This is a genomic window from Nonomuraea glycinis (assembly GCF_035920485.1).
Lineage (GTDB): Bacteria > Actinomycetota > Actinomycetes > Streptosporangiales > Streptosporangiaceae > Nonomuraea > Nonomuraea glycinis.
Genome location: NZ_CP109166.1, coordinates 7,504,736 through 7,530,488 on the forward strand (window position 1 = coordinate 7,504,736; position 25,753 = coordinate 7,530,488).

General features: G+C 72.2%; 24 protein-coding genes. 10 read left to right on the top strand and 14 right to left on the bottom strand.

What is annotated here, in order from left to right; translation table 11 throughout:
• Positions 1-9 precede the first annotated feature (9 nt).
• The 7 genes from OHA68_RS35205 to OHA68_RS35235 form a co-directional block, all read right to left on the bottom strand.
• The gene (locus OHA68_RS35205; RefSeq protein WP_189138990.1) at positions 10-1,479 is read right to left on the bottom strand and encodes an amidohydrolase family protein; all 1,470 of its coding nucleotides are present in this window, start codon (positions 1,477-1,479) and stop codon (positions 10-12) included.
• A 257-nt stretch (positions 1,480-1,736) separates the two neighbouring features.
• Positions 1,737-2,777 (bottom strand): quinone oxidoreductase family protein, encoded by a 1,041-nt coding sequence (locus tag OHA68_RS35210; protein WP_327104094.1) that lies wholly within the window; start codon positions 2,775-2,777, stop codon positions 1,737-1,739.
• Positions 2,774-3,136: a hypothetical protein gene (locus OHA68_RS35215; RefSeq protein WP_189138989.1), complete on the bottom strand. Its 363-nt coding sequence runs from the start codon at positions 3,134-3,136 to the stop codon at positions 2,774-2,776. The genes OHA68_RS35210 and OHA68_RS35215 overlap by 4 nt, the downstream gene beginning before the upstream one ends.
• Positions 3,133-3,996: a DODA-type extradiol aromatic ring-opening family dioxygenase gene (locus tag OHA68_RS35220; RefSeq protein WP_189138988.1), complete on the bottom strand. Its 864-nt coding sequence runs from the start codon at positions 3,994-3,996 to the stop codon at positions 3,133-3,135. The genes OHA68_RS35215 and OHA68_RS35220 overlap by 4 nt, the downstream gene beginning before the upstream one ends.
• Before the next feature lie 24 nt (positions 3,997-4,020).
• Positions 4,021-4,827, bottom strand: coding sequence for a citryl-CoA lyase (locus OHA68_RS35225; RefSeq protein WP_327104095.1), 807 nt, complete (start codon positions 4,825-4,827; stop codon positions 4,021-4,023).
• Positions 4,824-6,014: a CaiB/BaiF CoA transferase family protein gene (locus OHA68_RS35230; protein ID WP_189138986.1), complete on the bottom strand. Its 1,191-nt coding sequence runs from the start codon at positions 6,012-6,014 to the stop codon at positions 4,824-4,826. Before OHA68_RS35230 ends, OHA68_RS35225 begins: the two co-directional genes overlap by 4 nt.
• Before the next feature lie 84 nt (positions 6,015-6,098).
• Positions 6,099-6,899 (bottom strand): IclR family transcriptional regulator domain-containing protein, encoded by an 801-nt coding sequence (locus OHA68_RS35235; RefSeq protein WP_189138985.1) that lies wholly within the window; start codon positions 6,897-6,899, stop codon positions 6,099-6,101.
• A 269-nt stretch (positions 6,900-7,168) separates the two neighbouring features.
• Between OHA68_RS35235 and OHA68_RS35240 the strand changes: the two genes are divergently transcribed.
• The 3 genes from OHA68_RS35240 to OHA68_RS35250 all read left to right on the top strand — a co-directional run bounded on the left by OHA68_RS35240 (position 7,169) and on the right by OHA68_RS35250 (position 10,161).
• Complete coding sequence (locus OHA68_RS35240; protein ID WP_189138984.1) at positions 7,169-8,434, top strand: MFS transporter; 1,266 nt, start codon at positions 7,169-7,171, stop codon at positions 8,432-8,434.
• Between the two features lie 114 nt (positions 8,435-8,548).
• On the top strand, positions 8,549-8,743 hold the full coding sequence (locus tag OHA68_RS35245; RefSeq protein ID WP_327104096.1) for a hypothetical protein: 195 nt from the start codon (positions 8,549-8,551) through the stop codon (positions 8,741-8,743).
• 5 nt (positions 8,744-8,748) lie between these two features.
• Complete coding sequence (locus tag OHA68_RS35250; protein WP_327104097.1) at positions 8,749-10,161, top strand: nitronate monooxygenase; 1,413 nt, start codon at positions 8,749-8,751, stop codon at positions 10,159-10,161.
• Positions 10,162-10,226: 65 nt separating this feature from the next.
• On the opposite strand, the gene OHA68_RS35255 is transcribed toward OHA68_RS35250, so the two are convergent.
• Positions 10,227-10,667, bottom strand: a complete 441-nt coding sequence (locus OHA68_RS35255; protein WP_327104098.1) for a pyridoxamine 5'-phosphate oxidase family protein — start codon at positions 10,665-10,667, stop codon at positions 10,227-10,229.
• Between the two features lie 152 nt (positions 10,668-10,819).
• On the opposite strand from OHA68_RS35255, the gene OHA68_RS35260 reads away from it, so the two are divergent.
• From OHA68_RS35260 to OHA68_RS35270, 3 genes are all read left to right on the top strand, one after another.
• Positions 10,820-11,170 carry a hypothetical protein gene (locus tag OHA68_RS35260; RefSeq protein WP_327104099.1) on the top strand — a complete coding sequence of 117 codons (351 nt, stop codon included), beginning with the start codon at positions 10,820-10,822 and terminating at the stop codon, positions 11,168-11,170.
• Between the two features lie 308 nt (positions 11,171-11,478).
• The gene (locus tag OHA68_RS35265) at positions 11,479-15,339 is read left to right on the top strand and encodes a multicopper oxidase domain-containing protein (RefSeq protein ID WP_327104100.1); all 3,861 of its coding nucleotides are present in this window, start codon (positions 11,479-11,481) and stop codon (positions 15,337-15,339) included.
• Positions 15,336-15,773 (top strand): hypothetical protein, encoded by a 438-nt coding sequence (locus OHA68_RS35270; RefSeq protein WP_189138980.1) that lies wholly within the window; start codon positions 15,336-15,338, stop codon positions 15,771-15,773. Before OHA68_RS35265 ends, OHA68_RS35270 begins: the two co-directional genes overlap by 4 nt.
• 154 nt (positions 15,774-15,927) lie before the next feature.
• Here the strand turns inward: OHA68_RS35270 and OHA68_RS35275 are convergent, their stop codons facing one another.
• Positions 15,928-16,650 (bottom strand): DUF2249 domain-containing protein, encoded by a 723-nt coding sequence (locus OHA68_RS35275; RefSeq protein ID WP_327104101.1) that lies wholly within the window; start codon positions 16,648-16,650, stop codon positions 15,928-15,930.
• A gap of 255 nt (positions 16,651-16,905) precedes the next feature.
• Here OHA68_RS35275 and OHA68_RS35280 point away from each other — a divergent pair, with 255 nt between their 5' ends.
• Positions 16,906-18,066, top strand: coding sequence for a helix-turn-helix domain-containing protein (locus tag OHA68_RS35280; protein WP_327104102.1), 1,161 nt, complete (start codon positions 16,906-16,908; stop codon positions 18,064-18,066).
• A 94-nt stretch (positions 18,067-18,160) separates the two neighbouring features.
• Here the strand turns inward: OHA68_RS35280 and OHA68_RS35285 are convergent, their stop codons facing one another.
• Positions 18,161-18,727 carry a transcriptional regulator gene (locus tag OHA68_RS35285; protein WP_327104103.1) on the bottom strand — a complete coding sequence of 189 codons (567 nt, stop codon included), beginning with the start codon at positions 18,725-18,727 and terminating at the stop codon, positions 18,161-18,163.
• A gap of 77 nt (positions 18,728-18,804) precedes the next feature.
• Between OHA68_RS35285 and OHA68_RS35290 the strand changes: the two genes are divergently transcribed.
• Entirely contained in the window at positions 18,805-20,436 is a 1,632-nt protein-coding gene (locus tag OHA68_RS35290) for a pyruvate, phosphate dikinase (protein ID WP_327104104.1), read from the top strand.
• An 85-nt stretch (positions 20,437-20,521) separates the two neighbouring features.
• Complete coding sequence (locus tag OHA68_RS35295; RefSeq protein ID WP_327104105.1) at positions 20,522-20,944, top strand: VOC family protein; 423 nt, start codon at positions 20,522-20,524, stop codon at positions 20,942-20,944.
• Between the two features lie 7 nt (positions 20,945-20,951).
• On the opposite strand, the gene OHA68_RS35300 is transcribed toward OHA68_RS35295, so the two are convergent.
• A complete protein-coding gene (locus tag OHA68_RS35300) occupies positions 20,952-21,845 on the bottom strand; it encodes an NmrA family NAD(P)-binding protein (RefSeq protein ID WP_327104106.1) in 894 nt (297 codons plus the stop codon).
• A 103-nt stretch (positions 21,846-21,948) separates the two neighbouring features.
• Here OHA68_RS35300 and OHA68_RS35305 point away from each other — a divergent pair, with 103 nt between their 5' ends.
• Positions 21,949-22,269, top strand: a complete 321-nt coding sequence (locus OHA68_RS35305; RefSeq protein WP_327104107.1) for a MerR family DNA-binding transcriptional regulator — start codon at positions 21,949-21,951, stop codon at positions 22,267-22,269.
• Between the two features lie 216 nt (positions 22,270-22,485).
• Here the strand turns inward: OHA68_RS35305 and OHA68_RS35310 are convergent, their stop codons facing one another.
• Genes OHA68_RS35310 through OHA68_RS35320 form a run of 3 tightly spaced genes read right to left on the bottom strand, consistent with a single transcriptional unit; the run spans position 22,486 to position 25,669 of the window.
• A complete protein-coding gene (locus OHA68_RS35310; RefSeq protein WP_327104108.1) occupies positions 22,486-23,247 on the bottom strand; it encodes an ABC transporter permease in 762 nt (253 codons plus the stop codon).
• Positions 23,244-24,758, bottom strand: a complete 1,515-nt coding sequence (locus OHA68_RS35315) for a hypothetical protein (protein WP_327104109.1) — start codon at positions 24,756-24,758, stop codon at positions 23,244-23,246. Before OHA68_RS35315 ends, OHA68_RS35310 begins: the two co-directional genes overlap by 4 nt.
• The gene (locus OHA68_RS35320; RefSeq protein ID WP_327104110.1) at positions 24,755-25,669 is read right to left on the bottom strand and encodes an ABC transporter ATP-binding protein; all 915 of its coding nucleotides are present in this window, start codon (positions 25,667-25,669) and stop codon (positions 24,755-24,757) included. Before OHA68_RS35320 ends, OHA68_RS35315 begins: the two co-directional genes overlap by 4 nt.
• Positions 25,670-25,753: the final 84 nt, after the last annotated feature.

Sequence of the window (25,753 nt, forward strand, 5' to 3'; positions counted from 1 at the left end):
GCCGGGCGTCTACTCGGAGCTGTCGGTGTGCGTCGCGGACGTGCCGTAGTCGGTGTAGGTGTACGGGTTGTCGAGGACCTCGACCTGCGGGACGTCGGGGTTCATGCCCTTCTCCCACGCCTCCTCGCCGAGCTCGGCCCGCAGGTAGTCGACGGTCTGCTCGACGACCTGCCGGGCCCGGTCGAGGTCGATGCCGACGAGCTGGTGGTCGCGCTTGACGATGCGCCCGTTGACCAGGACCGTGTGCACGTCTCCGCGCTGCGCCTGCAGGGCGATGTGGCCGTACGGGTTGAAGATCGGGAACATCACCGGTGAGCGGTCGTTCTTGATCAGGACGATGTCGGCCTTCTTGCCGGGTTCGAGGCTGCCGATGGCGCTGTCCAGGCCGAGGGCCTTGCTGCCGCCCCGGGTGGCCCAGTCGACCACGTTCTCGGCGCGCAGGGTGCAGTGGGTGATGGTCTCCTGGCGGGCGTGGGCCTCCAGGTGCTCGCGGGAGCGGTCGGCGCCGAGCGTGGTGCGCATGGCGGAGAACAGGTCGCCGCTCCACCAGGCGCTGGTGTCCATGGACAGCGACACCGGGATGTCATGCTTACGCAGCCGCCAGGTGGGAGGGTAGCCCTGGCCGGCGCTCTGCTCGCTCTCGGTGGAGACCGACACCGAGCCGCCGGTGGCGGCGATCCGGTTGTAGGAGTCGGGGCTGAGCGTGGCGGCGTGCACGTAGATGGTCGCCGGGGTCATGAACCCGTTCTCGTGCATGAGCCGGATGCCGTCGTCGTTGGTGGCGCCCCAGACGCCGGCGTGCGTGCTCACCGGCACGTCGAGGTCGCGGGCCACCTCGAAGGCGGCGCGCTCGGGGAACTCAGGGTCGCCGGTCACGTCGAAGGCCATCTGGAAGCCGAGCATGTCCCCGCGGCCGTCGATGCGCCGCGTGACGAAGTCCCTGAACTCCGGCTTGGCCGACCAGTCCCACGGCCCCTGCTGGATGTTGCCGTAGCCGAGCACGAACCGGCCGGGGACCGCCTCCAGGGCGTCGACCGCGGCGTCGGCGTGATCCACCGTCTGCAGCCCGTGCGACCAGTCGACCGTGGTGGTCACGCCGGCGTCCAGGGCCTCGATGGCGCCGAGCAGGTTGCCCGCGTAGATGTCCTCCGGCCGGAAGAACTTGCCCGACTCCAGGTAGTACCAGACGAAGTACTGGGTGAGGGTCCAGTCGGCGCCGTAGCCGCGCATGGCCGTCTGCCACAGGTGCCGGTGGGTGTCGATCATGCCGGGCATGATGATGCCGCCACGGGCGTCGATCTCGAGGGTCTCCGCCGGGACGTCGAGATGCGGGCCGACGGCCTCGATGCGTTCACCGATCACCAGGACGTCGGCGTCGCGCAGGACGGTGTGCCGGTCGTCCATGGTCAGTACGGTCCCGCCACGGAAGACCACAGGGCGATCGGTGGCAGAGGTATCGGAGGTGGTCGTCTCGCTCATGATGTCCCAGTTCTCTCATCACCGGAGTGACGGACAAGCCGCCGCACAGCGGACATGTGAAATGTTGCTGTAACGATGAAGGCATTTGGTCTTCATGTCAATACCCCTGCTCCAGGGCTGCCGGAGGAGAGAAATGCCAGGTAGAAACCCTATCCGGCCAAGGAAAAAGACCAAGCGGGGCCGTCGGCGGACATATGTCCGTTCAGACGGTCCCCTCGCGCTCGGGGCCGGGGGGTCGAGCTGGTCCCTCGCGTCGTTCAGGTGGTGAGCACGCTGCGGTGTGGCGCCCGCCCCGAGGCCTGCCGTTCCCAGGCGACGGCGACGTCCGTCAGCGGCACGGTGTCGTAAGGGACGGTCAACCGGCCCGCCGCCGCATGCTCGACGATCGCGAGCAGGGCGTCCCGTTTCTGCTCGGCGGTCAGCTCGTTGTTGGTGTAGCCGAGCACCCGGAGCGAGCGGCTGCGCAGCGTGGCGGAGTCGAACGGCGCGGTCTCACCGGCCGAGCTGCCGAGGTTGACCAGGCGTCCGTGCGGCCGCAACGTGCGCGCCGCCGCCGCGGCCGGCAGCCCGAACAGCGTGTCGAGCACCAGGTCCACCGGTCCGTCACAGGCTTCGAGCAGTCGTACGGCCAGCGTGCCGACGTCGTCGGCGCCCGACAGGTCGACCACGGCGTCGGCACCCAGCTCGTAGGCGCGTTCGCGGCCCGCACGCGAACGGCAGGCGGCGATCACCCGCCGGGCGCCGTGCAGGCGGGCCGCCTGCACGGCGACCTGTCCGACGACGCCTCCCGCGCCGAGGATGACGACCTGCTCACCGGCGCGCAGTTCGCCCCGCCAGGTCAGCGCCATCCAGGCGGCGATCGCCGACAGGCCGAGCGCGGCCACGAGCGGCGCCTCGACGCCGTCCGGCAGCGGCACGAGGTCGCTCTCCGGCACCACGCAGTAGTCGGCCATGCTGCCGTCGCCCGCCCGCATCCCGGCCGTCGTACTGAACCAGACGGTGGTCCCGCCGGGAATCGTGGCGCCTCGCTCCACGCTGCCGGAATTCGTGCCGGCTCGCTCCACGCTGCCGGGATTCGTGCTGGCTCGTTCGACCACGCCGACCCCCTGCACGCCCGGCACGTACGGCAGGGCCGGGGTGCCGAAGTAGGAGGTGCCGGTGGCGCAGAGCACGTCGAGCGGGGTGATCGGGGCCGCGATCACGCCGACGAGTGCGGTGCCGTCCGGCTGCTCCGGAGCCTCACGCGTGGTGACGGTGGGCGGCTGGCCGCACGTACGGATGGTCGCGGCCCGCATCATGTGGCGATGTCCGGATACGGCAGGGAGAAGTGCGCGAGCCGGGCCGCGTACGCGAGCTGGAACCCGAGCGGCTCGTCATGGTCGCGCTCGAACATGGCGATGAACAGCGTCAGCGTCAGGAAGGGATGGGCGCCCAGCTCGAACAGCGCGCTGTAGTCATGGGTGCTCAGCGCCTCCCGCTCACCGTCGGTGAACGCCAGCCAGGTGCTGGCCTCGGCCTCCGGCACGTTGAGGATCACGTTGGCGCGCTCGCGCTCCCACCAGGCGACGGTCTCCACCGGCTGCTCGCGATAGCGCTCGACCAGCTCGGGGTCACGGTCCACGGTGTAGAGGAACTTGTTGAGCAGATACTTGCTCATGCGGGCGCTCCCTTCGGGTACCAGGTGAAGTAGGCCTCCATGGTGTGGAACAGGTCGAGGGTGTCGACGTAGTCGGCCTTCCTGCCCTCTCCCGCGACGCCCATCATGAGCATGAAGTCCATGAATCCATGGGTGGCGTTGCCGGGGCTGTGCAGGCTGTCCAGGGTGACCTCGGACAGGCAGCCCTCGATGTCGCCCTGCGCGATCCACTCCACGGCCCTGGCGTCGAACTCCGGATCCGGGCCGTGCGGACCGAACTGGCGTGGCCCGCCCAGCTCGAGCGACAGGTGACCGGTGCCGATGACGGCGACCCGCAGGTCCGACGGCCAGGACTCCACCAGCTCCCGGATGGCCTTGCCGAGCTGCACGAACCGCTTCGGCTGCGGCAGCGGCGGGGCGAAGATGTTGGTGTAGATGGGCACGATCGGCAGGTCGTTCTGCGGGCGCAGCGTGATGATCGGGCAGGTCACGCTGTGATCGATGCGCAGCTCGTTGCTGAAGGCCAGGTCGAAGCCGGCGTCCAGGCCGCCGCGCAGGATGTGCGCGGACAGGTCCTCCTGGCCGCGCATCCGCATCCGGGGCAGGCCGAACTCGCGCTCCTCGTTGTACCAGTTGGCGTCGTAGAAGGGCGCCTTGCCGACCAGGAACTGCGGCATGTTGTCCAGCCACAGCTGGTGGAAGTGGTCGGAGCCGACCATGACCAGCACGTCCGGGTTGGCCCTGGTCAGCGTTTCGCGGAACCCCTCGACCTTGCGCACCCACTCGTCGGCGAAGGGTGGCCGGTCCTCGCCCTGGGCGGTGCTCGCCCGATAGTAGAACGGATGGTGCGTCGAGGCGATGACCGCGGTGATGGTGGCCATGGCGGCTCCTTGGGGGGTAGGTGACTAGTCGGATTCGGGGCTGAGGTAGGTGGCGTTACGGTCGACCGTCCGATAGACGTCCATCCCGATCGGCCGGGTGCGCTCCTCGGCGATGTGCCCGAGCAGGCCCGCGGTGCGGGCGAGCAGGGCGAAGCCGCGCAGCAGCTCGACCGGCAGGCCGAGGTCGGCGAGCGCGGCGCCGCACACCCCGGCGCCGTTCAGCGGCAGCGTGCGGCCGAGCACCTGCGGATGGACCCGCCCGATGGCCTCGAACAGCCGCAGGTGCGCGCCGCGCAGGCCCTCCTCCTCAGCGATGCCGATGAGCGCGGCGGTGCGCGGGTCGGCGCTCTTGTGCACCGGGTGGCCCAGACCGGGCACGAACCGCTTGGCGGCGCGGGCCGCGGTCACGGCGGTCAGCGCCAGCTCGTCCCACTCCTCGTCGGTGCCGGGCAGCTCGCCCTCGTGGCCGGCGAGGGTGTCGGCGAGGAAGCGGCCGCAGTCCTCGGTGACGCCGAGGAAGCGCGAGCCGCCGCCGAGCAGCCCGGCGGCGATCGCGCCCTGCAGGGATTCGGGCGCGCTCAGATAGGTGAGCCGGGCGGCGATGGCCGTGGGGGTGAAGCCGTGGTCGGCCAGCGCCACCAGGACCGCCTCGAACACCCGCACCTGTGACGGCGTCGGGCGGCGCTGCGCGACGAGCCAGAAGGCCAGCTCGCCGAAGCCGACCTTGCCGATGAGGTCGTGGGACAGATCGTGGCCGAGCAGCCGGATCGTGGTCTCGTCGGAGGTGCCGATCGAGGTGGGGAAGGAAGGCGTGGGGCCGCCGTCGGTCACGTGTCGCTCCTGGTCGGGTCGGTGCTCGCGAGCCACTTACGGATCTCCGCGCCGTGCTCGTCGAGCGAGGGCGGCGGCAGGTCGTAGCGAGCGGGGGTGGCGGAGAAGCCGATCGGGTTGCGCACCGAGGGGATGGCCTGGTCACCCTCGCCGACGGAGACGACGGGGTCCAGGCCGACCTCCTCGGCGAAGGCCACGCCGCCGTCGATGGTGTTGATCGGCCCGGCCGGCACGCCGGCGGCGGTCAGCTCGCGGAACCAGTCCATCTTGGGCCGGGTGCGCAGCCGCTCCACCAGCAGCGGCCGCAGCTCCTCCCGGTTGGCGGTGCGGTCCTCGGTGCGCGCGAAGCGGGGGTCGTCCACCAGCTCGGGCAGGCCGAGCGCCTGGCACAGCTTGGCGAACTGGCCGTCGTTGCCGGCGGTGATGATCAGCTCGCCGTCCGCGGTGGGCAGCGGTTCGTACGGGAACAGGCTGGGGTGGGCGTTGCCCATCCGGAACGGCACCTCGCCGCCGGCCACGTAGGCGCTGCCGTGGTTGACCATCCCGGACAGTGCCGAGGACAGCAGGTTGACCTCGACGTGCTGGCCGTCACCGGAGGTCTCGCGGTGCCGCAGCGCGGCGAGGATGCCGATCGTGGCGTGCAGCCCGGTCATCACGTCGAACACAGAGATGCCGGCGCGGTAGGGCGGCCCCTCGGGGTCGCCGGTCAGGCTCATCAGGCCCGAGATGGCCTGCACCATCAGGTCGTAGCCGGGGATCGCGGCCCCTTTGCCGGAGCCGAACCCGCTGATCGAGGCGTAGACGACGGCCGGGTTGCCCGCGCTGACGCTGTCGTAGTCCAGGCCGAAGCGGCGCAGCCCGCCGGGCTTGAAGTTCTCCACCACCACGTCGGCCCGCGCGGCCAGCTCCCGCGCGGCGGCGAGGTCGCCCTCGTCGCGCAGGTCCAGGGCGATCGAGCGCTTGTTGCGGTTGATGGCCAGGTAGTAGGTCGACACTCCGTCGCGGGTGGGCGGCATCCAGGTCCGGGTGTCGTCGCCGCCGGGCGACTCCACCTTGATCACCTCGGCGCCCAGATCGGCGAGCAGCATCGTGCAGTACGGCCCGGCCAGGATGCGGGAGAAGTCGGCCACGAGCAGCCCGGCCAGTGGCCCGGCGGGACCTTGTCGCTCGTCGGTGCGCTTGGTCATCCGCTCAGAACCTCTCCGTCCGTCAAGCGGACGGTTGTCCGCTGGACCCAGTCTCCGAGGTGCCGCTTTCTCCTGTCAAGTCGCTCAGCCCGCCGTGACGTACGGCACCGACTCGTGCCGCGCCCAGTCGGCACTGATCGCGCCGGCGGCCTGCAGCAGCAGCGGGAGGTAGTCCTCGGCCAGGGTCTCCAGCGAGGTCTCCGCGGCGTGGGCGTTGACGTTGAGCGCCGCGATGGTCCGGCCGGACCCGTCGCGCAGCGGCGCGGCCACCGAGCGGATGGCGGGCGCGAGCTGCTGGTCGGTCAGCGCCCAGCCCTTGGCCCGCACCTCGCGCAGCGCCGCCGTCAGCTCCTCCTCGCAGGGGCTCGCGCTCGGCTGCACGCCGGAGCGGCCGGGCTCGGCCAGCACCTTCGTCAGCTCGGCGGGGTGCAGCGCGGCCAGCAGGACCTTGCCCAGCGAGGTGGCCGCGGCCGGGAACCGGGTGCCGATGTCCACCCGCAGCGTCACGATCTTGGGCACCGCGACGCGGGCGACGTACACGATGTCGGAGCCGTCCAGCTGGGCGATCGAGGACGACTGGTGGGTGCGCGCGACCAGCCACTCCATGTGCGGCCGGGCGATCTCCCACAGTCCCATGGACCGCACGTACGCCACCCCGAGCTCCATGATCCGCGGGGTGAGCGCGAACCCGTTGTCGTCGGCGCGGGCGTAGCCGAGCTCCTCCAGGGTGAGCAGGATGCGCCGCGCCGTGGGCCTGGCCAGGCCGGCTTCGGTGGCCACCTCGGACAGCGTCATCACCGGCCGGTTGGGGCGAAAGGCCCGGATCACGTCGAGGCCTCGGGCGAGCGCTTCGATGAAGTCAGGGTCGCTGCTTCGACGGGCCACGGCGATCACTACTCCTTAGGAGCATTTCCAGGTACGGCTGTGCAGCCGACTCTAGGGGATGGGTCCCGCGCTGTCCGCGACTCGGACACCCGGACCACAGACCTGTATCGGTCCCGGTGAACCCGGACTCTTGACAGGTGTCATTCGTCACATCATTCTAGGGCCACCCGTGAGCGACCGTGATGCGGACGAACGTCCGGAACCAAAGTCCGAACCAGCGCCACCATGCGGCCCCTTACGCGCGTCCCCCCGCCGAATGGAGCAGCACAATGAGCAGCACCGCTCAACAGCCACCCGAGCAGAGCACCGCCCGGTCCGATCAACTGACCAAGGTGTCCATCGCTGTCGGCTTCGCCGTCCTGTGCGCCACCTACATGCTCAACGCCATGGACCGGCAGCTCTTCTACCCCCTGCTCCCCGACATCTCCAAGGAGCTCGGGTTCTCCCTCGCAGAGTCGGGGTGGCTGGCGACGGGCTTCACGCTGGGGCTCGCGCTGGCCGGACTGCCCACCGGCTACCTGGCCGACCGGCTCTCCCGCAAGGCCATCATCATGGTCAGCGTCCTGGTCTACTCCCTCGGCACGCTGGCGATCCCGCTGTCGGTGGGCATCGCCGACATGAGCGTCTACCGGCTCGTCTCCGGCGTGGGCGAAGGCGTCCAGGCCACCGCGCTGTACGCGGTCGTCGGCGCGTTCTTCTTCCATCGCCGCTCGGTCGCCGCGGGTGTGATCGGCGTCGCCTTCGGCGCCGGTGTCTTCCTCGGCCCCCTCCTCGGCACCAACCTCGCCGGCGGCTTCGGCACCTGGCGCGCCCCCTTCTTCCTGTTCGCCTCGGTCGGGCTGCTGCTCTGCCTGCTCACCGCCCTGTTCGTGTCGCGCAAGCTGACCGAGGCCGTGACCGGCGGCACCGGCGAGAGCGCCGCCGTCTCCTACGACCACGTCCCCGCCTCGCCGTACAACCGCAACGTCCTCGGCGTGGGCCTCGTGTCCGCCGTGTCCGGCCTGGTCGTCTACGGCTACCTCGGGCTCTACCCGACGTTCCTCCGCGAGTCGCTCGGCTTCACCCCCGGTGACGCCGCGCTGGCCGTCTCCTTCTTCGGCTTCGGCGCGATGATGGCGCTGCCCGCCGGGTGGCTGGGCGACCGCATGAGCCAGCCGCGCCTGCTCGCCTTCGCCCTCGCCGCGACCGCCGTCAGCACCTACTTCATGTACCAGGTCGCCACCACGCCGTCGGCCCAGTACGTGCTGTCCTTCCTGGTCGGCACCTTCGGCAGCGGGTTCCTGTTCACCAACTGCGCCACCGCGATGCAGCGTGCCGTACGACCTGAGCACGTCGGACGCGGCGCCGGCTTGTTCATCCTCTTCTACTACGTCGCCGCCGCCTTCTCCGGACTGCTGTTCGCCCGGCTGGTCGGACTGCTCGGCTGGGACGGCGCCGGCCTGTGGCAGCTGACCATCCTGCCCATCGTCGGCATCGCCGCGGTCGCCCTGCTGCAGACCTCCAAGATGGTGCTGCCGCGACAAGCCGCGAAGTAGCGCCCGGCGCACCGGGACCATGTCCGCCGACGACGCCGGAGATGGTCCATCGGACGTCACTGTAGGGACTTTGGTCCCTGCCGCCGCCCTGGCTCATGCCGGGAATCTTGTGCCATGTCCGCCGCACTCATCACCCGCCGGTTCGCCACCGAGCCCGCCTCCCCGCCCAGCCGGTCACTCGACCTGAGCGCCGCCCGGCACGGCGGCGATCCGGCCCGCCCGTTCGGGCACGTCCAGCTGCTCGGCACGCTCGGGTACGGCCCGCCGTGCCGTCCCGTACCCGACGTGCTCGGTCTGAACGACCGGTGAACCGGGTGTCCGAGCCGATCCTGATCCAGGGCGGCATGGGAGTGGGCGTATCCGGGTGGCGGCTGGCGCGGGCCGTGGCCCGTACCGGCCAGCTCGGCGTGGTGTCGGGGACCGCGCTGGACGTCACCCTGGCCCGGCGGCTGCAGGAGGGAGACCCCGGCGGGCACCTGCGGCAGGCGCTGGCCCGCTTCCCGGTGGCCGCGATCGCCGACCGGGTGCTCGGCCGCTACTTCATCCCCGGCGGCGTCGAACCCGGAACGCCCTACCGGCCGGTGCCCCGGCTCGGGCTGCGGCCCAGCCGCGCCCGCGACGAGCTCACCGTGGTCGCCAACTTCGCCGAGGTCTTCCTCGCCAAGCAGGGCCACGACGGCCCGGTCGGCGTCAACTATCTGGAGAAGATCCAGATGGCCACGCCCGCCGCCGTCTACGGCGCACTGCTGGCCGGCGTCGACTACGTGCTGATGGGCGCCGGCATCCCGGCGGAGATCCCGCACTTGCTCGACGAGCTCGCCGAGCACCGGCCAGGGCAGGTCACGATCGCCGTGGCCGGAGCCGGCGACGCCGTCCACACCGTCGGCCTGGACCCGCGCGCCCTCCTCGGCCGCTCCATGCCCCCGCTGGCGCGGCCCCGGCTGCTGGCGATCGTCTCCTCGCACGTCCTGGCCGCCTACCTGGCCCGCTCGGCGAACACCCGGCCGGACGGATTCGTCCTGGAAGGCCCGATCGCGGGCGGGCACAGCGCGCCCCCACGCGGCCGGATGCGGCTCGACCCCGACGGCGAGCCCGTCTACGGGCCGCGCGACGAGGTCGACACCGGCAAGGTGGCGGCGCTCGGGCTGCCGTTCTGGCTGGCCGGCGGCTACGGCGCGCCCGGCGGGCCGGCCAGGGCACTGGCCGCCGGGGCGAACGGGGTCCAGGTGGGGTCGGCGTTCGCGCTGTGCCGCGAGTCCGGGCTCGACGGCGAGCTGAGGCAGCGGCTGCTGCGGCGGGCCGCCGACGGCACACTGGAGGTGCGCAACGATCCGCTCGCCTCGCCGACGGGCTTCCCGTTCAAAGTCGCCGGCCTGCCCGGCACGCTGTCCGACACCCTGGTGTACGACGAGCGGCCCCGCCTGTGCGACCTGGGCTACCTGCGCACGCCGTACATCAAGCAGGAGGGCGGGGTCGGCTACCGCTGTCCCGCCGAGCCGGTCGACATCTATGTGCGCAAGGGGCGTCCGGCCGAGGAGGCCGACGGCCGCCGCTGCCTGTGCAACGCCCTGGTCACGGCCATCGGCCTGGGCCAGCACCGGGCCGACGGCTATCACGAACCCGCGCTGCTCACCCTCGGCCAGGACACCGGCTTCCTCGCCGGCCTGCCCGCGGACCACTCGGCCGCCGACGTCGTGCGCCACATCCTGAAGGACGTGGCCCCATGACCTCCGGGCCGCCGATGACCTCCGGATGGCCGACGATCTTCGGACCGCTAGGGCGGGGCGTTGGCCTAGGCCGGGGCGTTGGCGGCGGGGACCAGCTCGAAGCCGGTGACGATCTCCGGGCGGATGCGGATCACCTGGTCCATCGTCCCGGCCACCCAGGGGTGCAGGCGGGCCTGGAAACGCTCGATCTCCTGCGGATCGGTGACCAGGTGCGCCATGCCCGTGATGATCACGCTCCAGCCCAGCCGCTCGGCCCCGTCGAGCTCATCGGCCTCGAAGGCCACGACCGCTCCGGCCGGCGCCACCTCGGTGCTGAGGATGGTCCCCTGGCTGGAGCGGATGATCACGTTCCCGTCGACGACGATGTGGTTCACCGGCCGGACGGCCGGAAGGGCCTGGCGGGTGAACACGATCCGGCCGAGTGGCACGCCGGCCAGGCGCCGCAGCGCCTCTTCCTCGGACAGGTTCTTGAGCTGCCGCAAGCCCGCCGTGCTGGATTTCACCATGCCATCCTCCCGGTTGCCCGCGCGTCCGTGACAGGGACGAAAGTCCCCTCTTTCCCAGAGGTGGTCGTGCGGGAGGGTGGCTCGCGCGTGCGCGAGGTGAGCTTTCGGGAGCTGGGCTCGCGCGAGGTCGAGAGGGGAACAAGGAGTCGCTCATGAGTGTGACCGAGGACCGGATGACGCCCGACTGCGCGGCGATGCTGTCGGCCTACGCCGCCGACCTGACCTGCTCATCGCTGGCCGACACCAGCCGAACCGCGTACTTTCACCGCGTTCGCGGCTTCCTCACCTGGGTCGCCGGGTCCGGCGACGGCGTGCCGGCGGACACGTCCGCCGCCGTCCGGACAGCCCACCGCTACCGCCGCCACCTGCACGACCGCGGCTACAGTCCGGCGACGATCAACAGCGTCCTGGTCGCCATCGACGACCTCTACACCCGCCGCGGCCTGGGCGCCACCGGCATCCGTCAGCCGAGCACCCCCGTACCGGCCCCCGGCCCTCGCTGAGCCCTCTCGGGCAGGCGCTCCGGGCGAAGGACTTTAGTCCCGGCGAAAGTGACCTTCGGCCCGGTTGCCGCGACCCGGCCGGGTCTAGCGTGAGGCACGTCCGCTCCGCCTGACCACCAGCGGGGAGTACCCCTTCTACCTGACCACCAGCGGAGAGCACCACTTCACCTGACCACCAGCGGAGAGCGCCCCAGGCAGTGTCCACACCACCCACGTCAGCGCGGCCCCGCACGCCTGCCCCGCCGAGGCCGAGACCGAGACCGGGGCCGGGGCGGGCTCGCGCGGGTCTGGCGGTCGGCAGGCTCCCCGTGCTGGCCGGGGCCGCCGTCGCGCTGATCGCGGGCCTGTCCGGAGGACTGGCCCTGCTGATCGCCCAGGTGCCCGCGCCGGTGGCGTTCACCGAGCAGCACGGGCCGCTGATGGCGCTGGGCTTCCTGGGCACGCTGATCGCGTTGGAGCGCGCGGTGGCGCTGCGCCACCGCTGGGCCTACCTCGCCCCCGCCCTGTCCGGGCTGGGCGCCGTCGCGCTGGCCGCTGGCGCCGAGCGGGCCGGCCAACTCGCGCTGACCGCCGCCGGAGGCTGGCTGGTGGGCGTCTACGTGGCGCTGCTGGGGCGGCGGCTGAGCCGCGAGACCGCCCTGCAACTGGCCGGGGGACTGGCCTGGTTCGCCGGCGGGCTGCTCTGGCTGGCCGGACGGCCGATCCCGGAGCTGATCGTCTGGTTCGCCGCCTTCCATGTGCTGACCATCGCCGCCGAACGGCTGGAGCTGGCGCACGTCGTCTTCCTGCGGACCAGCGCCTGGGGCGGACTGGTGGGCGCGGCCGCGCTGCTCGGCGCCGCAGCGGTGCTCTCCCTCGCGGACCCGGGCCTGGGCGCGCGGACGGCGGGGGCCGCGATGGTCGCGGTGGCAGCTTGGCTGGCCTGGTACGACGTGGCCCGCCGGACGGTCCGCGGCTCGGGACTGCCCCGGTACGCGGCCGTCTGCCTGCTCGCCGGATACGGCTGGCTGGCGACGGCCGGGGCGCTGTGGATCGTCACGGGCCTGTCGACCGGCGGCTACCTGTACGACGCGGCGCTGCACGCGCTGTTCCTCGGCTTCGTCATGTCGATGGTCTTCGGCCACGCCCCGGTGATCCTGCCCGCGCTGCTGCGCGTGCGGCTGCCGTACCGGCCGGTGCTGTACGCGCCGCTGGCGTTGCTGCACGTGGCGGTGGCGGCCCGCGTCATCGGGGACCTGACCGCGATCGGCCCGGTACGCACGCTGGGCGGCGTGCTGTCCGAACTCGCTCTGCTCTTGTTCGCCGGATGCGCGATCGCGGTGGCGCGCTCGCGCGCCGGTCACGATAGGAAGGCACCTGCGGTGAACCCCCTCGAGGTACGCATACAGAAGGGCCCGCAGCCGCTCACGCCGCCGCGTCCGCGCGCGTCCTGGCACCTGCGGGCGAACGCGATCGTGCTCGCGTGGCTGGGCCTGACCGTCGCGGTGGCGCTCGCCGGGGAGGCGCTGCCCGCGCCGCGCTGGCTGCTCATCCACGTGTTCCTGCTGGGTGCCGTCTCCACCGCCATCCTCATCTGGAGCGAGCATTTCACCGTGGCGCTGCTCCGCGCGCGCACGCCCGGCCGGCGCGGCAGCCTGACGCGGCTCGCGCTGCTCAACGTCGCGACGGTCGCGATCCTGTACGGCGTCGCGGTCGGCCCCTGGCAGCTCGCCGCCGCCGGGGCGACCATGGCGGTGGGAGTCGTGCTGTGGCACGCCCACACCCTGATCTCGCTGGTACGGCACGCGCTGCCGGGCCGGTTCGGGCACGTCATCGGCTGGTACGTGTGCGCGGCCGGGGCGCTGGCCGCCGGCGGCGTCCTCGGCGGGCTGCTGGCGGCGCAGGTGGGCCACGGCGAGACGCACGAGCGGCTGCAGGCCGCGCATGCCCAGGTGAACCTGCTCGGCTGGATCGGCCTGACCGTGCTGGGCACCCTGTTCACGCTGTGGCCGACGGTGCTGCGTACCCGTATGTCGGAGCGGACCCGCCGGGCGTCGCGGGCGGGGCTGCCGCTGGTGGCGGCGGGCCTAACCGTGGCCGTTGCCGGGCTGGTGGCCGGCTGGCGGTGGGTCGCGCTCGCGGGGCTGGTCGCGTACGCGGCCGGAACCCTGACCGCGCTGGTGCCACTGGCCGAGGCGGCCCGCCGGCGCCGCCCGCACACCGGGGCGGCCTGGATGCTGGGAGCCTCCGTCGTCTGGTTCGAGGTCGCGCTCGTCGCCGACCTGGTGATCGTCGCCACCCGCCCGGCGGGGGAGGTGGCCGCCGCGCTGGCGCCGCTGCTGCCGCTCGTGCTGGTCGGGTTCATCGCCCAGGTGCTGCTCGGCTCGCTGCTGCACCTGCTGCCGGCGGTGCTGGGCGGCGGCCCGGCCCGGTTCAAGGAGAACGCGGCGCTGCTGGAGCGCGGCTGGACGGCCCGGCTGGCGGCGCTCAACCTCGGAGTCCCGCTGCTGGCGCTGCCGGTGCCCACGCCGCTCGGGCTGCTGGGCTGGGCGCTGGTGCTGGCCGCCGGGGCCGCGTTCATCATGCTGGCCGTGATCGCGCTGACACGGGCGCGGGCGGCCGAGGCGGCGAAGGCGGGGAAGGCGGGGGTGGCCGAGGGGGCGAACACGCGGGAGGCCGAGGCGGCGAAGGCGGGGAAGGCGGGGGTGGCCGAGGGGGCGAAGGCGGGGGCGGCCGAGGAGCGGCCCGCTCGCGACCGCGAGGGGCGCGGGCGGGCCTGGCCCGGGGTGGCCGGGGTGGCGGCCGGGTGCCTGCTGACGGCCGCCGCGGTCGTGGTGGCGACGACCGGCGGGGCCGGGCCGCAGACGCGGGTCACCGCCACCGGCGTGCAGACGGTCGAGGTGACGCTGTCCGGGATGAGCATCCGGCCCTCGGTGATCGAGGCCGCCCCCGGTACCGTCCTGACGCTGCGCGTCACCAACGCCGACGCCCAGCGGCACGACCTGCGGCTGGCCACCGGCGAGCGCACCCCCATGCTGGGGATCGGGCAGAGCGCCACGCTGACCTTGCGGCCCCTGGGCGAGGCGGTGGACGGCTGGTGCACCGTCGCCGGGCACCGCGCCGCTGGCATGACCATGCGAATCGTTCCGACGGGCACCACGGCACACCCCGCCGACCCCGGGCACACCGCGAGGAGCACGACCGGCACGACGGGCACTACGGGCGAGACTGGCACGACCGGCACGACAGACACGACGGGTGAGACCGGCACGACCGGCACTTCGGGCGAGACCGGCACGAATAGTGCCAGCCGACCTCTTGACCTGGCGGCGCCGATGTCGCCGGGCTGGACGCCGTACGACGCGGCGCTCGAACCCGCGCCCGGCGGAACGGAGCACGCCGTCGAGCTCCGGGTGGACGACAAGGTCGTACGCGAAGTAGCCCCTGGCGTGCGTCAGCGCGTGTGGACGTACAACGGCACTGTGCCCGGGCCGGTGCTGCGCGGCGGCGTCGGCGACGTCTTCACGGTCACTTTCGTGAACGGCGGCAGCATGGATCACGGCATCGACTTCCACGCCGGGGCGAACGCGCCTGACGGCGTGATGCGGAGCATCGCGCCGGGGGAGCGGCTCACCTACCGCTTCCGGGCCGAGTTCGCCGGAGCGTGGCTCTATCACTGCTCCACCATGCCGATGACGCAGCACATCGCGAACGGCATGTACGGCGCGGTGATCATCGACCCGCCCCGCCTGCCGAAGGTCGACCGCGAGTACCTGCTGGTGCAGGGTGAGCTTCACCTCGGTGAGCCGGGCAGCGACGCCCAGGTGGCCAAGATCCGTGAGGGCCGCCCGGACGGCTGGATGTTCAACGGCACCGCCGCCGGGTACGATCACGCGCCCCTGACGGCGAAGGCCGGCGAGCGGGTGCGGATCTGGGCCGTGGCCGCCGGCCCCAGTTCCGGCACGGCGCTGCACGTGGTGGGGGCGCCGTTCGACACGATTTACAGAGAAGGTGCGTACCAGTTGCGTGAGAGCGATCCCGGCGGCGCCCAGGTGCTGGATCTGGCCCCGGCCCAGGGCGGCTTCGCCGAGTTGGTCTTCCCGGAGCCGGGCACGTACCCGGTGGTGGACCACACGATGCGCCAGGCGGAGGGTGGCGCGCACGGCCTGTTCAAGGTGGGGGCCCGGTGACCTGGTGGTCGGTGGTGCGATTCCTGCACGTGCTGTCGGCGGCGCTGTGGGTCGGCGGGCAGCTCACGGTCTCCCTGGTGGTGCTGCCGCTGGCCCGCCACCAGTTGGACGCCGAGCGGCGCGGCCGGATGCTGACCGCGGTCGGCCGCCGGTTCGGGATGATCACCGGTGCCGTGTTCCTGCCCGTGCAGCTCGCCACGGGCGTGGCCATCGCCTGGCACAAGGGGGTCACCTGGGCATCGCTGGCCGAGCCCGGCTACGGCCGGATCCTGGCCGCCAAGCTGGGGCTGTTCTGCGCGGTCATGGTCGCCGCGGCCCTGCACGGCTGGGCCAACGGCGCAGGCCACCGGCGCTCGGCCCGTGCCCTGGCAGTAGCCTCCCTGATCGGCTCGATCGGCATCATCCTGCTCGCCACCGCCCTACCAGCGACCTGACAACTCGGGCCGCCGACCACCGCCCTACCAGCGACCTGACAACTCGGGCCGCCGACCACCGCCCTACCGGCTATCCGACGGCTCGGGCCGCCGGCCATCGCCTTACCGGCTACCCGACGGCTTCAGGCCACCGTCTTACCGGCTACCTGAGCCGTCAGGGGCGCCCGATCCTGACCCTCCACAGCTCCGGCCCGGACTCGGTGTAGTCCCAGGTGAACTCGCCGGGGTGCTCGGCGGCGAACTGGTAGTACAGCGGCTTGGGATCGTGGTCGTTGACGAGCACGAACGCCGTGCCCGCGGTCAGGCCGTGGAAGGTGGACAAGATCTGCTGGTGGCGCTGGGCCGGAGGTAGCCGGCACACGTCGAGCTCGGGGTCTGGGCCGGCCGCCGCGGGCTGAATTTCCTGGGGCTCGCCGCTGCCGGCCTCGCCGAGGATCTCGTGCATCCCGTCGAGGAGAGCCGCGAGATCGACCCCGGCGTCGATCAGCGCAGGCAGCAGGATCTCGTTCTCCTTGTCCAGATGTGCCTGGAAGATGGCGTTCAGCGCGGCGGCCAGGCCGATGATCTCCCCTTGCGTGCCGGCGGTGGCGAGGTCGCCGGCCAGTTCGCGCAGGGTGAGATGTTCGGCGTGCATGGCTTGGACCAGCAGCCGCGTTCGCGGCAGGTCGCCGGCGACCCGGTAGAGCGTCTCCTCCTCCGCCATCGCGTGCGGGAGCACCTCCTGCGCGCAGAAGTCGACCAGCATCTCCCTGCGGGGCATCGGCGAGGCCAGCCGGTCGATCGAGTGGCCGATGGTGAGCGCGTGGTCGGACATGGTCCGGCCGAGCCGGTCGTGGTGGGCGCGGATCGTCGCCAGCGTGGCGTCCTGTGCGGTCAAGAGGAGCATCCTTTCAACAGCCCGCCCGGGAACAGTGGGCGGCGATCTCCGGGCACGGACTCGGCGAGATCGTCACAGGGGACGGGTCCACTGAAAACGCTAGGCGCACCGCATGGCGGCGTCATCGGCTGCAAGTCACCTCCCCGCCGGGACCATGGGCCCCGATATCAGGGTCGTTCTCCTCTACCACCGCACTGGGATGGTCACGGCATCGGAGTGCTGTGAGTATCTTAGTGAGGGAGTGAAGGGGGCGTGATGGTCAGGCTGACCCGAGCGCAACAGCAGGAACGTACCCGAGCGGCCGTGCTGGCCGCGGCCGAACAGGAGTTCGCCGAGCGCGGATACAACGACGCCAAGATCGACCGGATCGCGGAGCGGGCCGAGCTGACCCGTGGCGCGGTCTACTCCAACTTCCCGAGCAAACGCGCGCTCTACCTGGCGGTCCTGGTCGACTCGATCGAGCCCGCGGGCATCGCCGGGACGCCGTACTCACCCGGCCTCGCCGAGGCCGGGCCGCTGCCGTCGCCCGGCCCCGCGGAGACCTGGCAGCCGTTCCCGCCTGACCTCGCCGAGGCCGGGACATCGTCCTCGACCGGCATGGCCGAGGCGCTGGGCCTGTTCGCCCGTGCCCGGCTCGACCGGCTGCCGCTGACCGGCGACACCGCCGCCGGTGGGAAGCTGCGGCTGCGCTCACTGGCCGGGGTGTTCGACGACGAGCCGGGCCGCACCGCGCTGGCGCAGGTCACCAGGCTGGAGGCGCTGCTGCTCGCGCTCGCGCTGGAATCACGAGCACCGCGTACGGGACGCCGGGTACGGCTGGCCGAGCTGGTCCTCACCCTGCTGAACGGAGCCGGCCACCTGGCCGACGCCGCGCCCGGCTTCGTCGACCCCTTCGACGTGGCACGCGCCTGCGAGCACCTGGCGGGCCTCGACCTCGCCGACACCTGGGATCCGCCGCACCTGCCCTTCGTCCCCCTGGCGGACGACGTCGAGGAGCCTTGGCAGCCGCCCGCGTCGTCGCCGGACGAGATCACCGGCCGCCAGGTCGGATTCGACGCCGACGGCGTGATCGCGGTCCTCGGCGCCGGCCGGCTGGAAGCCGCCGAGGAGGCCGTCCGCGCGGCCCGTCCGGGCGACCGGGTCACCGTGGCCGTAGTGACGAGCGATCCGGCCGAGATCGGGCGCCTCATCAGGCTCAGGATCGGCGACCTCGTCGGGTGCCTGCGCGGCGTGCTCGCGCCGGACGCCTGGCAGGGCCCCCACCTCGTCCTCGGCTCCGCCGTCGCCTCGGCCGCCGGAATCCCGGACACCGGCGACTCCACCGAGGCCGCGGTACGCGTCCAAGCGGGCAAGATCGTCGCCCGCGCCCGAGGCCGAGGCGCCGCCTACGCCGTGGCGACGGCAGAACACCGGTGACCCGTCACCCGCGTGGATTGTCCAGGGTGGCGAGCAGGTCCGCTGACCGTAACTCGCGTGGGTTGTCCAGGGTGGCGAGCAGGTCCGCTGACGGTCACCCGCGTGGGATGCCCAAGGTGACGAGTAGGTCCTCATGAAGCTGGAACCACACCGCGTGATAGGACGCCATGCCGTCCGTCAGGTAGTCCAGCTCACCGGACCTGGCGCGGGTGAGCGCATCGGTGAGTCGGCTCCGATACCGCCCGAATCGCGGCATCGCACGCGACAGCGCCGTGCAGACGACGTCGGCACGCTGATCGAATTCCACGAACCGGTCCAGGACCCGGGCGTCGTAGGCCGCGTCGGTGTGGTCGTTCATGGTCGCGACACCGTCGACGGGTCGCAGCTGCCAGGCCGTGCAGAGATCGAGCAACTCCGGGTTGAGCACCAGGAAGCCGTCGAACGCCTGCGTCACCGCCGCGCGGGCGCCGGCCGCGTCCAGCTCGGCGGAGATCCGCTCGGCGTCCGCGGCGCGGCCGGCCTCGGTCAGCCCCCACCCGCCGAATTCACCGGGCACCCGTGTGACGAGTCCGGCCACCGCGAGATCGATCAGCTCGGACTCCGCGTCGGCCTCGGGGAGCCCGGCCGTTTCCGCCAGCCGGGACAGCGCGGTGAAGCCCATGCAGCGGAGGGTGTGGAGGACCAGCAAGTCAATGCTCGTCGAATGAGGCGAGTTCGGCACGGCGACAGGGTACACGGATGATCTGGATTCACCCGCTTTCGGCGGAAGTCGAGGAGAACGCCCGCGTTCTTGGCGGAAAAGCGTACGGACTGATCGCCTTGAAGCGACTGGGGCTGCCGGTGCCGCCCGGGTTCGTCATCGGCACCGGGGCGGGCCGCGCCTTCCTGCGCGACGGGCGGCTCCCCGACGGCCTCGACGCCGAGCTGGCGGCTGCCGTCGCCGAGCTCGAAACCGTCACCCGGCGGCGGCTCGGCGGCCCCGAACGGCCGCTGACGGTGTCGGTCCGCTCGGGCGGCAGCGTGTCGATGCCCGGCATGCTGAGTACGGTCCTCAACCTCGGCCTCACTACCGAGGCCACGAAGGGGCTGGCAGCCGAGACGGGTGACCCGCGGTTCGCGCTCGACTCACGCCTGCGATTCCTGACCGGCTTCGCCACCACCGCCCTCGGCCTGGCCCCGGAGACCCTGCGACGGCCAACGGACACTCAAGTCCCTACGGGCACCCAGGTCCGCGACGCCACCGGTCCGGGGCATCCCACTGACGCCTGGGATGCCGCCGGCGCGGAGCGGCTGCGTCTGGCCGATGCCGTTGCGGGCGTTGAGGCGCTTATCCGTGAAAGGGCGGGAGCGCCGGTTCCGGAGGACGCCGGACGGCAGTTGCAGCTGGCCGTCCGGGCGGTGTTCGCGTCCTGGGACACGCCGCGCGCCAAGACCTACCGCGAACTGCACGACATCCCGCACGACCTCGGCACCGCCGTCACCGTGCAGGCGATGGTGTTCGGCAACCGTGACCGGCACAGCGGCACCGGCGTCGCCTTCAGCCGCGACCCCAACACCGGCGAGCAGGCTCCCTTCGGTGAGGTCCTGTTCGGCGGCCAGGGCGAAGAGGTCGTCTCCGGTACGTCGTCCACCCGGCCGCTGACGGACCTGGCCGGACGCGAGCCGGACGTGTGGACCGGCCTGGTACGAGCCCTGAACCGGATCGAGGAGCACTACCGGGACGCGTGCTACGTGGAGTTCACCTTCGAAGCGGGCGAGCTGTGGATCCTCCAGGTGCGGCCCGCCGGTCTGGCCGGCCGTGCCGCCGTCCGCGTGGCGGTCGACCTGGCCGACGAGGGCGTCATCAGCCGCCAGGAGGCACTGCTCAGGATCTCCCCGCATCATCTTCGGCACGCTCGCACACCCCGGCTGGCGACCGATGACGTCCTCACCCGGGGGCTCGGCGCCTGCCCGGGCGTCGCCACAGGCGCCATCGCGACCACCGCCGACAAAGCCGCCCGGATGGCCGCCGACGGCCCGGTCATCCTCGTGCGCCCGCACACCTCCCCGCTCGACATGCACGGCCTGGCCGCCGCCGCCGGCGTCCTCACCGCGAGCGGCGGACCGGCCAGCCACGCCGCCGTGGTCGCGCGGGCGATGGGCAAACCCGCCGTCGTCGGGGTCGCCGACCTCACGGTCGATGCCGCCGAGGGCCGCGTACGGATGGGGGCGCGTACGTATGCGGAAGGCACGCTCATCACCATCGACGGGACCAGTGGCGAGGTCGCCGCCGGCACCCACCGCGCCACCACCACCACCAGCGACCCCCACCTGGACCGCCTGCTCATCTGGGCCCGCGAAGCCGCACCCAGATACGCCGGCGAGCCGTGAACGTGCCCATCTGGCCGCCCTGGTCCGTGCGGGAACCACCTGCATCAGCGGCAAGCTCGTCGAACGTCCAGAAGGGGTCGCCGGCATGAACGACAAGATCACCACCGGAACGCTGCACCACGTCGAAGTATGGGTGCCTGACCTTCAGCGCGCTGTCATCAGCTGGGAGTGGCTGCTGCAGGCGCTCGGATACACCCTCTTCCAGGACTGGAGCGCAGGGCGCAGCTGGCGGCTGGGGGCCACCTACCTGGTCCTGGAACAGTCCTCCGCGCTCAGCACCGACCGGCACGACCGCTGCCGCCCTGGAGTGAACCACCTGGCCTTCCACGTGGAAAGCCGCGCCCTGGTCGAGGCTCTGGCCGAGCAGGCGCCCGCCCACGGCTGGACCCTGATGTTCCCCGATCGCCACCCGCACGCCGGTGGCGAACGGCATTACGCCGCCTATCTGGAGGACATGGACGGGTTCGAGGTCGAACTCGTCGCCACGGACCGGATCCCCGGCTCGTGACGGCTGGTCATCCGGAGAACAGTTCCCGGTTCCTCTCCAGGAATTCCCGCAAAGACGTCGCCGGGCGGCCCGCCACCGCCTCGATCGTGCCGAAAACGCCGTCCGGCTCGATCAGGGAGCCGTTCCGCGTACGCTCGAAGACGTTGCGGACACACGCCATGTAAACGGGGTCAGCGCCTGCCGCGACCATCTTGTCGTAGAACGCCGGTGGTTCTGCCGGCTCGTACCACCACGGCTGTCCGGTCACCTTGCCCAGCAGTTCGGTGATCTCACTCAGCGATGCGGCTTCGGCGGCCAGGTCGTAGGCCCGGCCATCGTGCGGTCCGGGATCGCGCAGCACAGTGGCCGCGACCTCGGCGATGTCGGAGACGTCCACCCAGTTCGGCCGTGCTTCGCCGACGAAGTGCGTGAGCACGCCCGGCGCCCCGACGCTCAACCGCAGGTTCTGCATGAAGGAAGCGGGGCGCAGGTGCGTGTGGCCGAGCCCAGAGCGTTCGATGTACGCCTCGACGAGCTGATGCCAGGCGAAGTGGACGATGGTGGTGTCCTCGGCGGCGGACACCCCGACATGGACCAGATGGGAGACGCCTTCGGCCTTGGCCGCGTCCACGGCCGCCTTGGACTGCGCCAGCATCCTCACGTCGTATCCGGTGACCAGGAACACCCGGTCGACACCCGCGAACGCGGGCCGCACCGCCTCCAGCCCGGCGGTTTCCGCCTCGTCCAGATCGAGACGGCGCACCTCGACCCCACACTCCCGCAACCAGGCTGCGGCATCCGGACGGCGGGTGGCGACGACCAGGCGCAGGCGTCCCTCCTGATGATCGGGAACGAGCAGGTCGACAAGCGCGGAGCCGATCGCCCCGGTGGCCCCCATGACCAGAACGGTTGCCGGTGCCATATCTCCTCCATGTTCGGCTGGCTGGGCTGACCTGCGATGCGGGTCACGGGGGAAACGTAAAGCCTCACGTCGGCGTGAGGGTCAAGCGCCTACAATCCTGAGCATGCACATCGGTGAGCTGGCGCGGCGCACCGGCGTGAGCGTGCGGGCGCTGCGCTATTACGAGGAGCAAGGCCTCTTGGTGCCGGCGCGGGCCGCCAACGGCTACCGCGAGTACACCAAGGCCGCCGTGGACGTGGTCGGCTGCATTCAACTGCTGTACGCGGCGGGCCTGTCCAGCGCCAAAGTCGCCGGTGCTGCCCGCTGCGTGCCGCGACGCCGACGGGGTCGTGCTGTCCGGGGAGCTGACCGGGGAACTGGAAACGGTGCGGGCGCGGCTGGTCGGCGAGATCGAGGAGCGTCAGGCGTCGCTGCGCCTGCTTGACGAGGTGATGGCCGCCGCGTGTTGGGACGGCGTGACCCGTTCAGGAAGAAAACCCGCCTCCACACGTGGGGATCGAGCCTTCGCATCGGGCTCACCGGGTTAGCGGCAGAGTCTGGGTGAGCCCTTCGCGGCTGGTATCACCACGCTGCGCTGGACCGGCTCGTGAAGAGGTGCGGATCGACGACGACCCGCGCCGCTCCTTCAGCCGCTGACCTGTCACGCGTCCCGTGCCCGCAGCAGCAGCCCGCCGGTCACGAGGGCCGCGCCGGCCCATGCCGCCAGGACGCCCAGGCCGGCCCACGGGCTGAGGGGCAGACCGGACAGCTGAGTGGTCGCCTGGATGGTGAGCCCGGCGGTCGTCGGGGAGATCTGCCACAGCAAGGTGGCGAGGTCCGGGTCGGGAATCATGAGGATGACGGCGGGAAAAAGGTAGAGCAGGCCGAGGACGACGCCGATGGCGGCCGCGGAGTCCCGTACGGCGGTGGCGATGCCCAGGCTGAGCAGGGCGACCAGCGCGAGGTAGAGGACCGAGCCGACGGCGGCGCGCACCATCGGCCCGTCGAAGGCCAGCAGGGCCGGGGGGAAGCCGTTGCCGAGCAGGATGCGCTGCCCGGCCAGGGCGGACCCGAGCACGGCGAGGCCGCCTGCGGCCAGTGTCAGCCCGGTGAGCAGGACGGCCTTCACGGCCAGGACGGCGATCCGGTTCGGCATCGCGGCCAGGGTGGTGCGGATGAGGCCGGTGCCGAACTCGCCGCTGATCGCCCCCACCGCCAGGACGGCGACGACCGCCTGACCCGCCTGAATCCCGAAAAGGCTGATCTTGGCGGGGTCGTAGCCGCAGCCGGCCGAGGCGCAGGACACGACGGTGGCCGCCGCGACGCTCACGGCGACGGTGACCGCGACCAGAGCGAGCAGAAGCCGGCCGGTACTGGGCAGGGTGCGAAGTTTCGTCCATTCCGCGTGCAGGTATCGCATCATGCGTCCCTCCGGCGCAGCTGGACGACGGCCAGACCGAGGGCCAGCGCCGCGTAGCCGCACAGCACGGCGAACCCGGCCCACGGCGCCAATGGGTAGAACCCGGCGAGCGGCGCGTAGTGCCCGAGCACGTGGGCGTACTCGGGGATGCTCTGCTGGATCGCGAAGCCCGCGGCCGGAGTCACGCTGAGCAGCCACCGCGCGGCCGCGTCGGGCAGCACGGAGGTGGTCGCCAGGACGTGCGGGACCACGAGCAGCAGCACGGTCGCGATGACCGCGCCGACCGCGCGCCGGAGCAGCGCGCCCAGGGCGAGGGCGAGCACCGCGGCGACGGCGAGCAGCGCCGCCATGCCGACGACCACCCGCACCTCGGTGAGCTGGGACACCGGAAGGATCTGGTTGCCGTTGGCGCGCAGGATCCGGGTGCCGAACGTGAGGGTGATCCAGGTGGCGGCGAGCCCGGCGGCGAAGGTGACCCCGGCGATCGTGACGGCCTTGGCCACCAGCATCCGGCCACGGCCCGGGACGGCGAGCAGGGTGGTGCGGATGAGCCCGTTCCGGTACTCGGCGGTGATGAACATGACCGCCACCACGATCACCACGATCAGGCCGGTCAGCACCCCGGTGAGCGTGCGCTCGACGGTCTGCCCCTCGATGGACGGCGCGATGTCGCCCACCCCGGTGACACTGAACGTGCCGCCGGACCGGCCGGCCCGGCCCGGATGGTGGGCCGACCCGTCGGGCGCCTTCGTGACGCCGACGTCGTCATCGCGCCACCCGCCGGACGTCTCGCCCGCCAGGGCGACCTGGTCGAAGACGGCGGTGGCCTCGGTGAAGCGCGAGGCCGAGACGGATCCGCCGAGATCTCCCTGGGTCACCGTCAGATCGCCGGGGGAGGCGGCGAAGAGCCCGATCTCGACCGTGGCCGGCAGCCCGGTCAGGCGAGCGGTGCCGACCTCGGCCCAGTTCGTGCCGTCGGCGGATTCGTACCCGATGAGGGTGTCGCCGGAGCGGGTCAGCCGCAGCCAGCGCGGCGCGTCCCGCGACACGCCGCCCGGACGCCCGGCCACGTCGTGGGTGAAGTCGTGCTGCATCCGCGTCCCGTGCGCCCCGGTGACCAGCACCGCCGCGTACGCCGAGCCCTGCTCGGTGCTCTCCTTGACCATGACTCCGGCCTTCGCCCACGGTACGAGCCCCGCGACGACATTACGGACCCCGGGGGTGACGTCGGGCTTGCGGATCTCGCCGGTCATGGAGGTCAGGCGGGCGGTGATGCCGCCGTCCCCGGCCAGCGACCGGTGCACGAAGAAGAACTTGTCCTCCACGGCCTCCCCGCCCGGCCCCACGGGAACCGCGGGACAGGCGCTCTCCACGGGACCGGCGCCGCACGACGCGAGGCTGCCCGAGGCGGACGACAGGCCGAGCAGCACGATGACCAGCGCCGCCGCGGCCAGGGCGAGCACCCAGCCGCGTACCGTCCTGAACTTCGTCCACTCCGCGCGCACCGCCCTCACGCCGTGCCCCGGAACTCGGCCGCGTCCCTGGTGAGCTCCAGGTACGCCTGCTCCAGCGTCACGCGGTGGGCGGCCACCTCGGCGAACGGCACCCCGCCCGCGGTGAGCAGGGCCACGACCCGCTCGGCGGGCAGCCCCGCGACGACGAGCGTGTCCGGTCCGGTGACGGTCACGGCGGCGCTCGCGTGGGCCAGCGCCGCCCGCGCGCGCTCCGGCGCCGTCGTGCGGAGCGTGACCCTGCCACCGGCGGCGGCGGCGATCAGCTCGGCCACGCCGGTGTCGGCGATGACCCGGCCACGCCCGACCACCACGAGCCGGTCGGCGGCGTCCTCCAGCTCGCTCATCAGATGACTGGAGATCAGCACCGCGCGTCCTTCGCCGGCCAGCGAGCGCAGGAGGCCGCGGATCCACACGATGCCCTCGGGGTCGAGCCCGTTGACCGGCTCGTCCAGCATCAGCACCGGCGGGTCGCCGAGCAGTGCCGCGGCGATCCCCAGCCGCTGCCGCATGCCGAGCGAGAAACCGCCCGTCCTGCGGCGGGCCACCGAGGTCAGCCCGACTTGCTCGATCACCTCGTCCACCCGCCGGCCGGCCAGCTTCTGGGAGTGGGCCAGCCACCGCAGATGGTCGCGCGCGCTGCGGCTCGGCTGCAGCGCCGCCGCGTCCAGCAGCGCGCCGATGTGGCGCAGGGGTGTGCGCAGGCTCGTGTACGGCCGTCCGCCGACCAGGGCGTGCCCCTCGTCGGCGGCGTCCAGGCCGAGGATCACCCGCATGGTGGTGGACTTGCCCGCGCCGTTGGGCCCGACGAACCCGGTGACCTGCCCCGGCCGGACGGTGAAGGACATGCCGTCCAGCGCCAGGGTCGGGCCGAACCGCTTGCGCAGCCCGGACACTTCGATGGTTGCTTGCATGGGATCGGTTGTACGCATACGCGCCTTACGTGGGCCGAACAAGGGCTGTCACACCGCTGTTAGGTCCGGCACGGCATCCTGGAG

Coding starts and splice junctions, on each gene's coding strand:
- OHA68_RS35300 (WP_327104106.1), bottom strand. CDS start 21,845: ATGGCACCGGCAACCGTTCTGGTCATGGGGGCCACCGGGGCGATCGGC.
- OHA68_RS35255 (WP_327104098.1), bottom strand. CDS start 10,667: ATGGTGAAATCCAGCACGGCGGGCTTGCGGCAGCTCAAGAACCTGTCC.
- OHA68_RS35305 (WP_327104107.1), top strand. CDS start 21,949: ATGCACATCGGTGAGCTGGCGCGGCGCACCGGCGTGAGCGTGCGGGCG.
- OHA68_RS35285 (WP_327104103.1), bottom strand. CDS start 18,727: ATGGGCTTCACCGCGCTGTCCCGGCTGGCGGAAACGGCCGGGCTCCCC.
- OHA68_RS35240 (WP_189138984.1), top strand. CDS start 7,169: ATGAGCAGCACCGCTCAACAGCCACCCGAGCAGAGCACCGCCCGGTCC.
- OHA68_RS35210 (WP_327104094.1), bottom strand. CDS start 2,777: ATGATGCGGGCCGCGACCATCCGTACGTGCGGCCAGCCGCCCACCGTC.
- OHA68_RS35260 (WP_327104099.1), top strand. CDS start 10,820: ATGAGTGTGACCGAGGACCGGATGACGCCCGACTGCGCGGCGATGCTG.
- OHA68_RS35215 (WP_189138989.1), bottom strand. CDS start 3,136: ATGAGCAAGTATCTGCTCAACAAGTTCCTCTACACCGTGGACCGTGAC.
- OHA68_RS35280 (WP_327104102.1), top strand. CDS start 16,906: ATGGTCAGGCTGACCCGAGCGCAACAGCAGGAACGTACCCGAGCGGCC.
- OHA68_RS35220 (WP_189138988.1), bottom strand. CDS start 3,996: ATGGCCACCATCACCGCGGTCATCGCCTCGACGCACCATCCGTTCTAC.
- OHA68_RS35230 (WP_189138986.1), bottom strand. CDS start 6,014: ATGACCAAGCGCACCGACGAGCGACAAGGTCCCGCCGGGCCACTGGCC.
- OHA68_RS35295 (WP_327104105.1), top strand. CDS start 20,522: ATGAACGACAAGATCACCACCGGAACGCTGCACCACGTCGAAGTATGG.
- OHA68_RS35320 (WP_327104110.1), bottom strand. CDS start 25,669: ATGCAAGCAACCATCGAAGTGTCCGGGCTGCGCAAGCGGTTCGGCCCG.
- OHA68_RS35290 (WP_327104104.1), top strand. CDS start 18,805: ATGATCTGGATTCACCCGCTTTCGGCGGAAGTCGAGGAGAACGCCCGC.
- OHA68_RS35205 (WP_189138990.1), bottom strand. CDS start 1,479: ATGAGCGAGACGACCACCTCCGATACCTCTGCCACCGATCGCCCTGTG.
- OHA68_RS35245 (WP_327104096.1), top strand. CDS start 8,549: ATGTCCGCCGCACTCATCACCCGCCGGTTCGCCACCGAGCCCGCCTCC.
- OHA68_RS35310 (WP_327104108.1), bottom strand. CDS start 23,247: ATGATGCGATACCTGCACGCGGAATGGACGAAACTTCGCACCCTGCCC.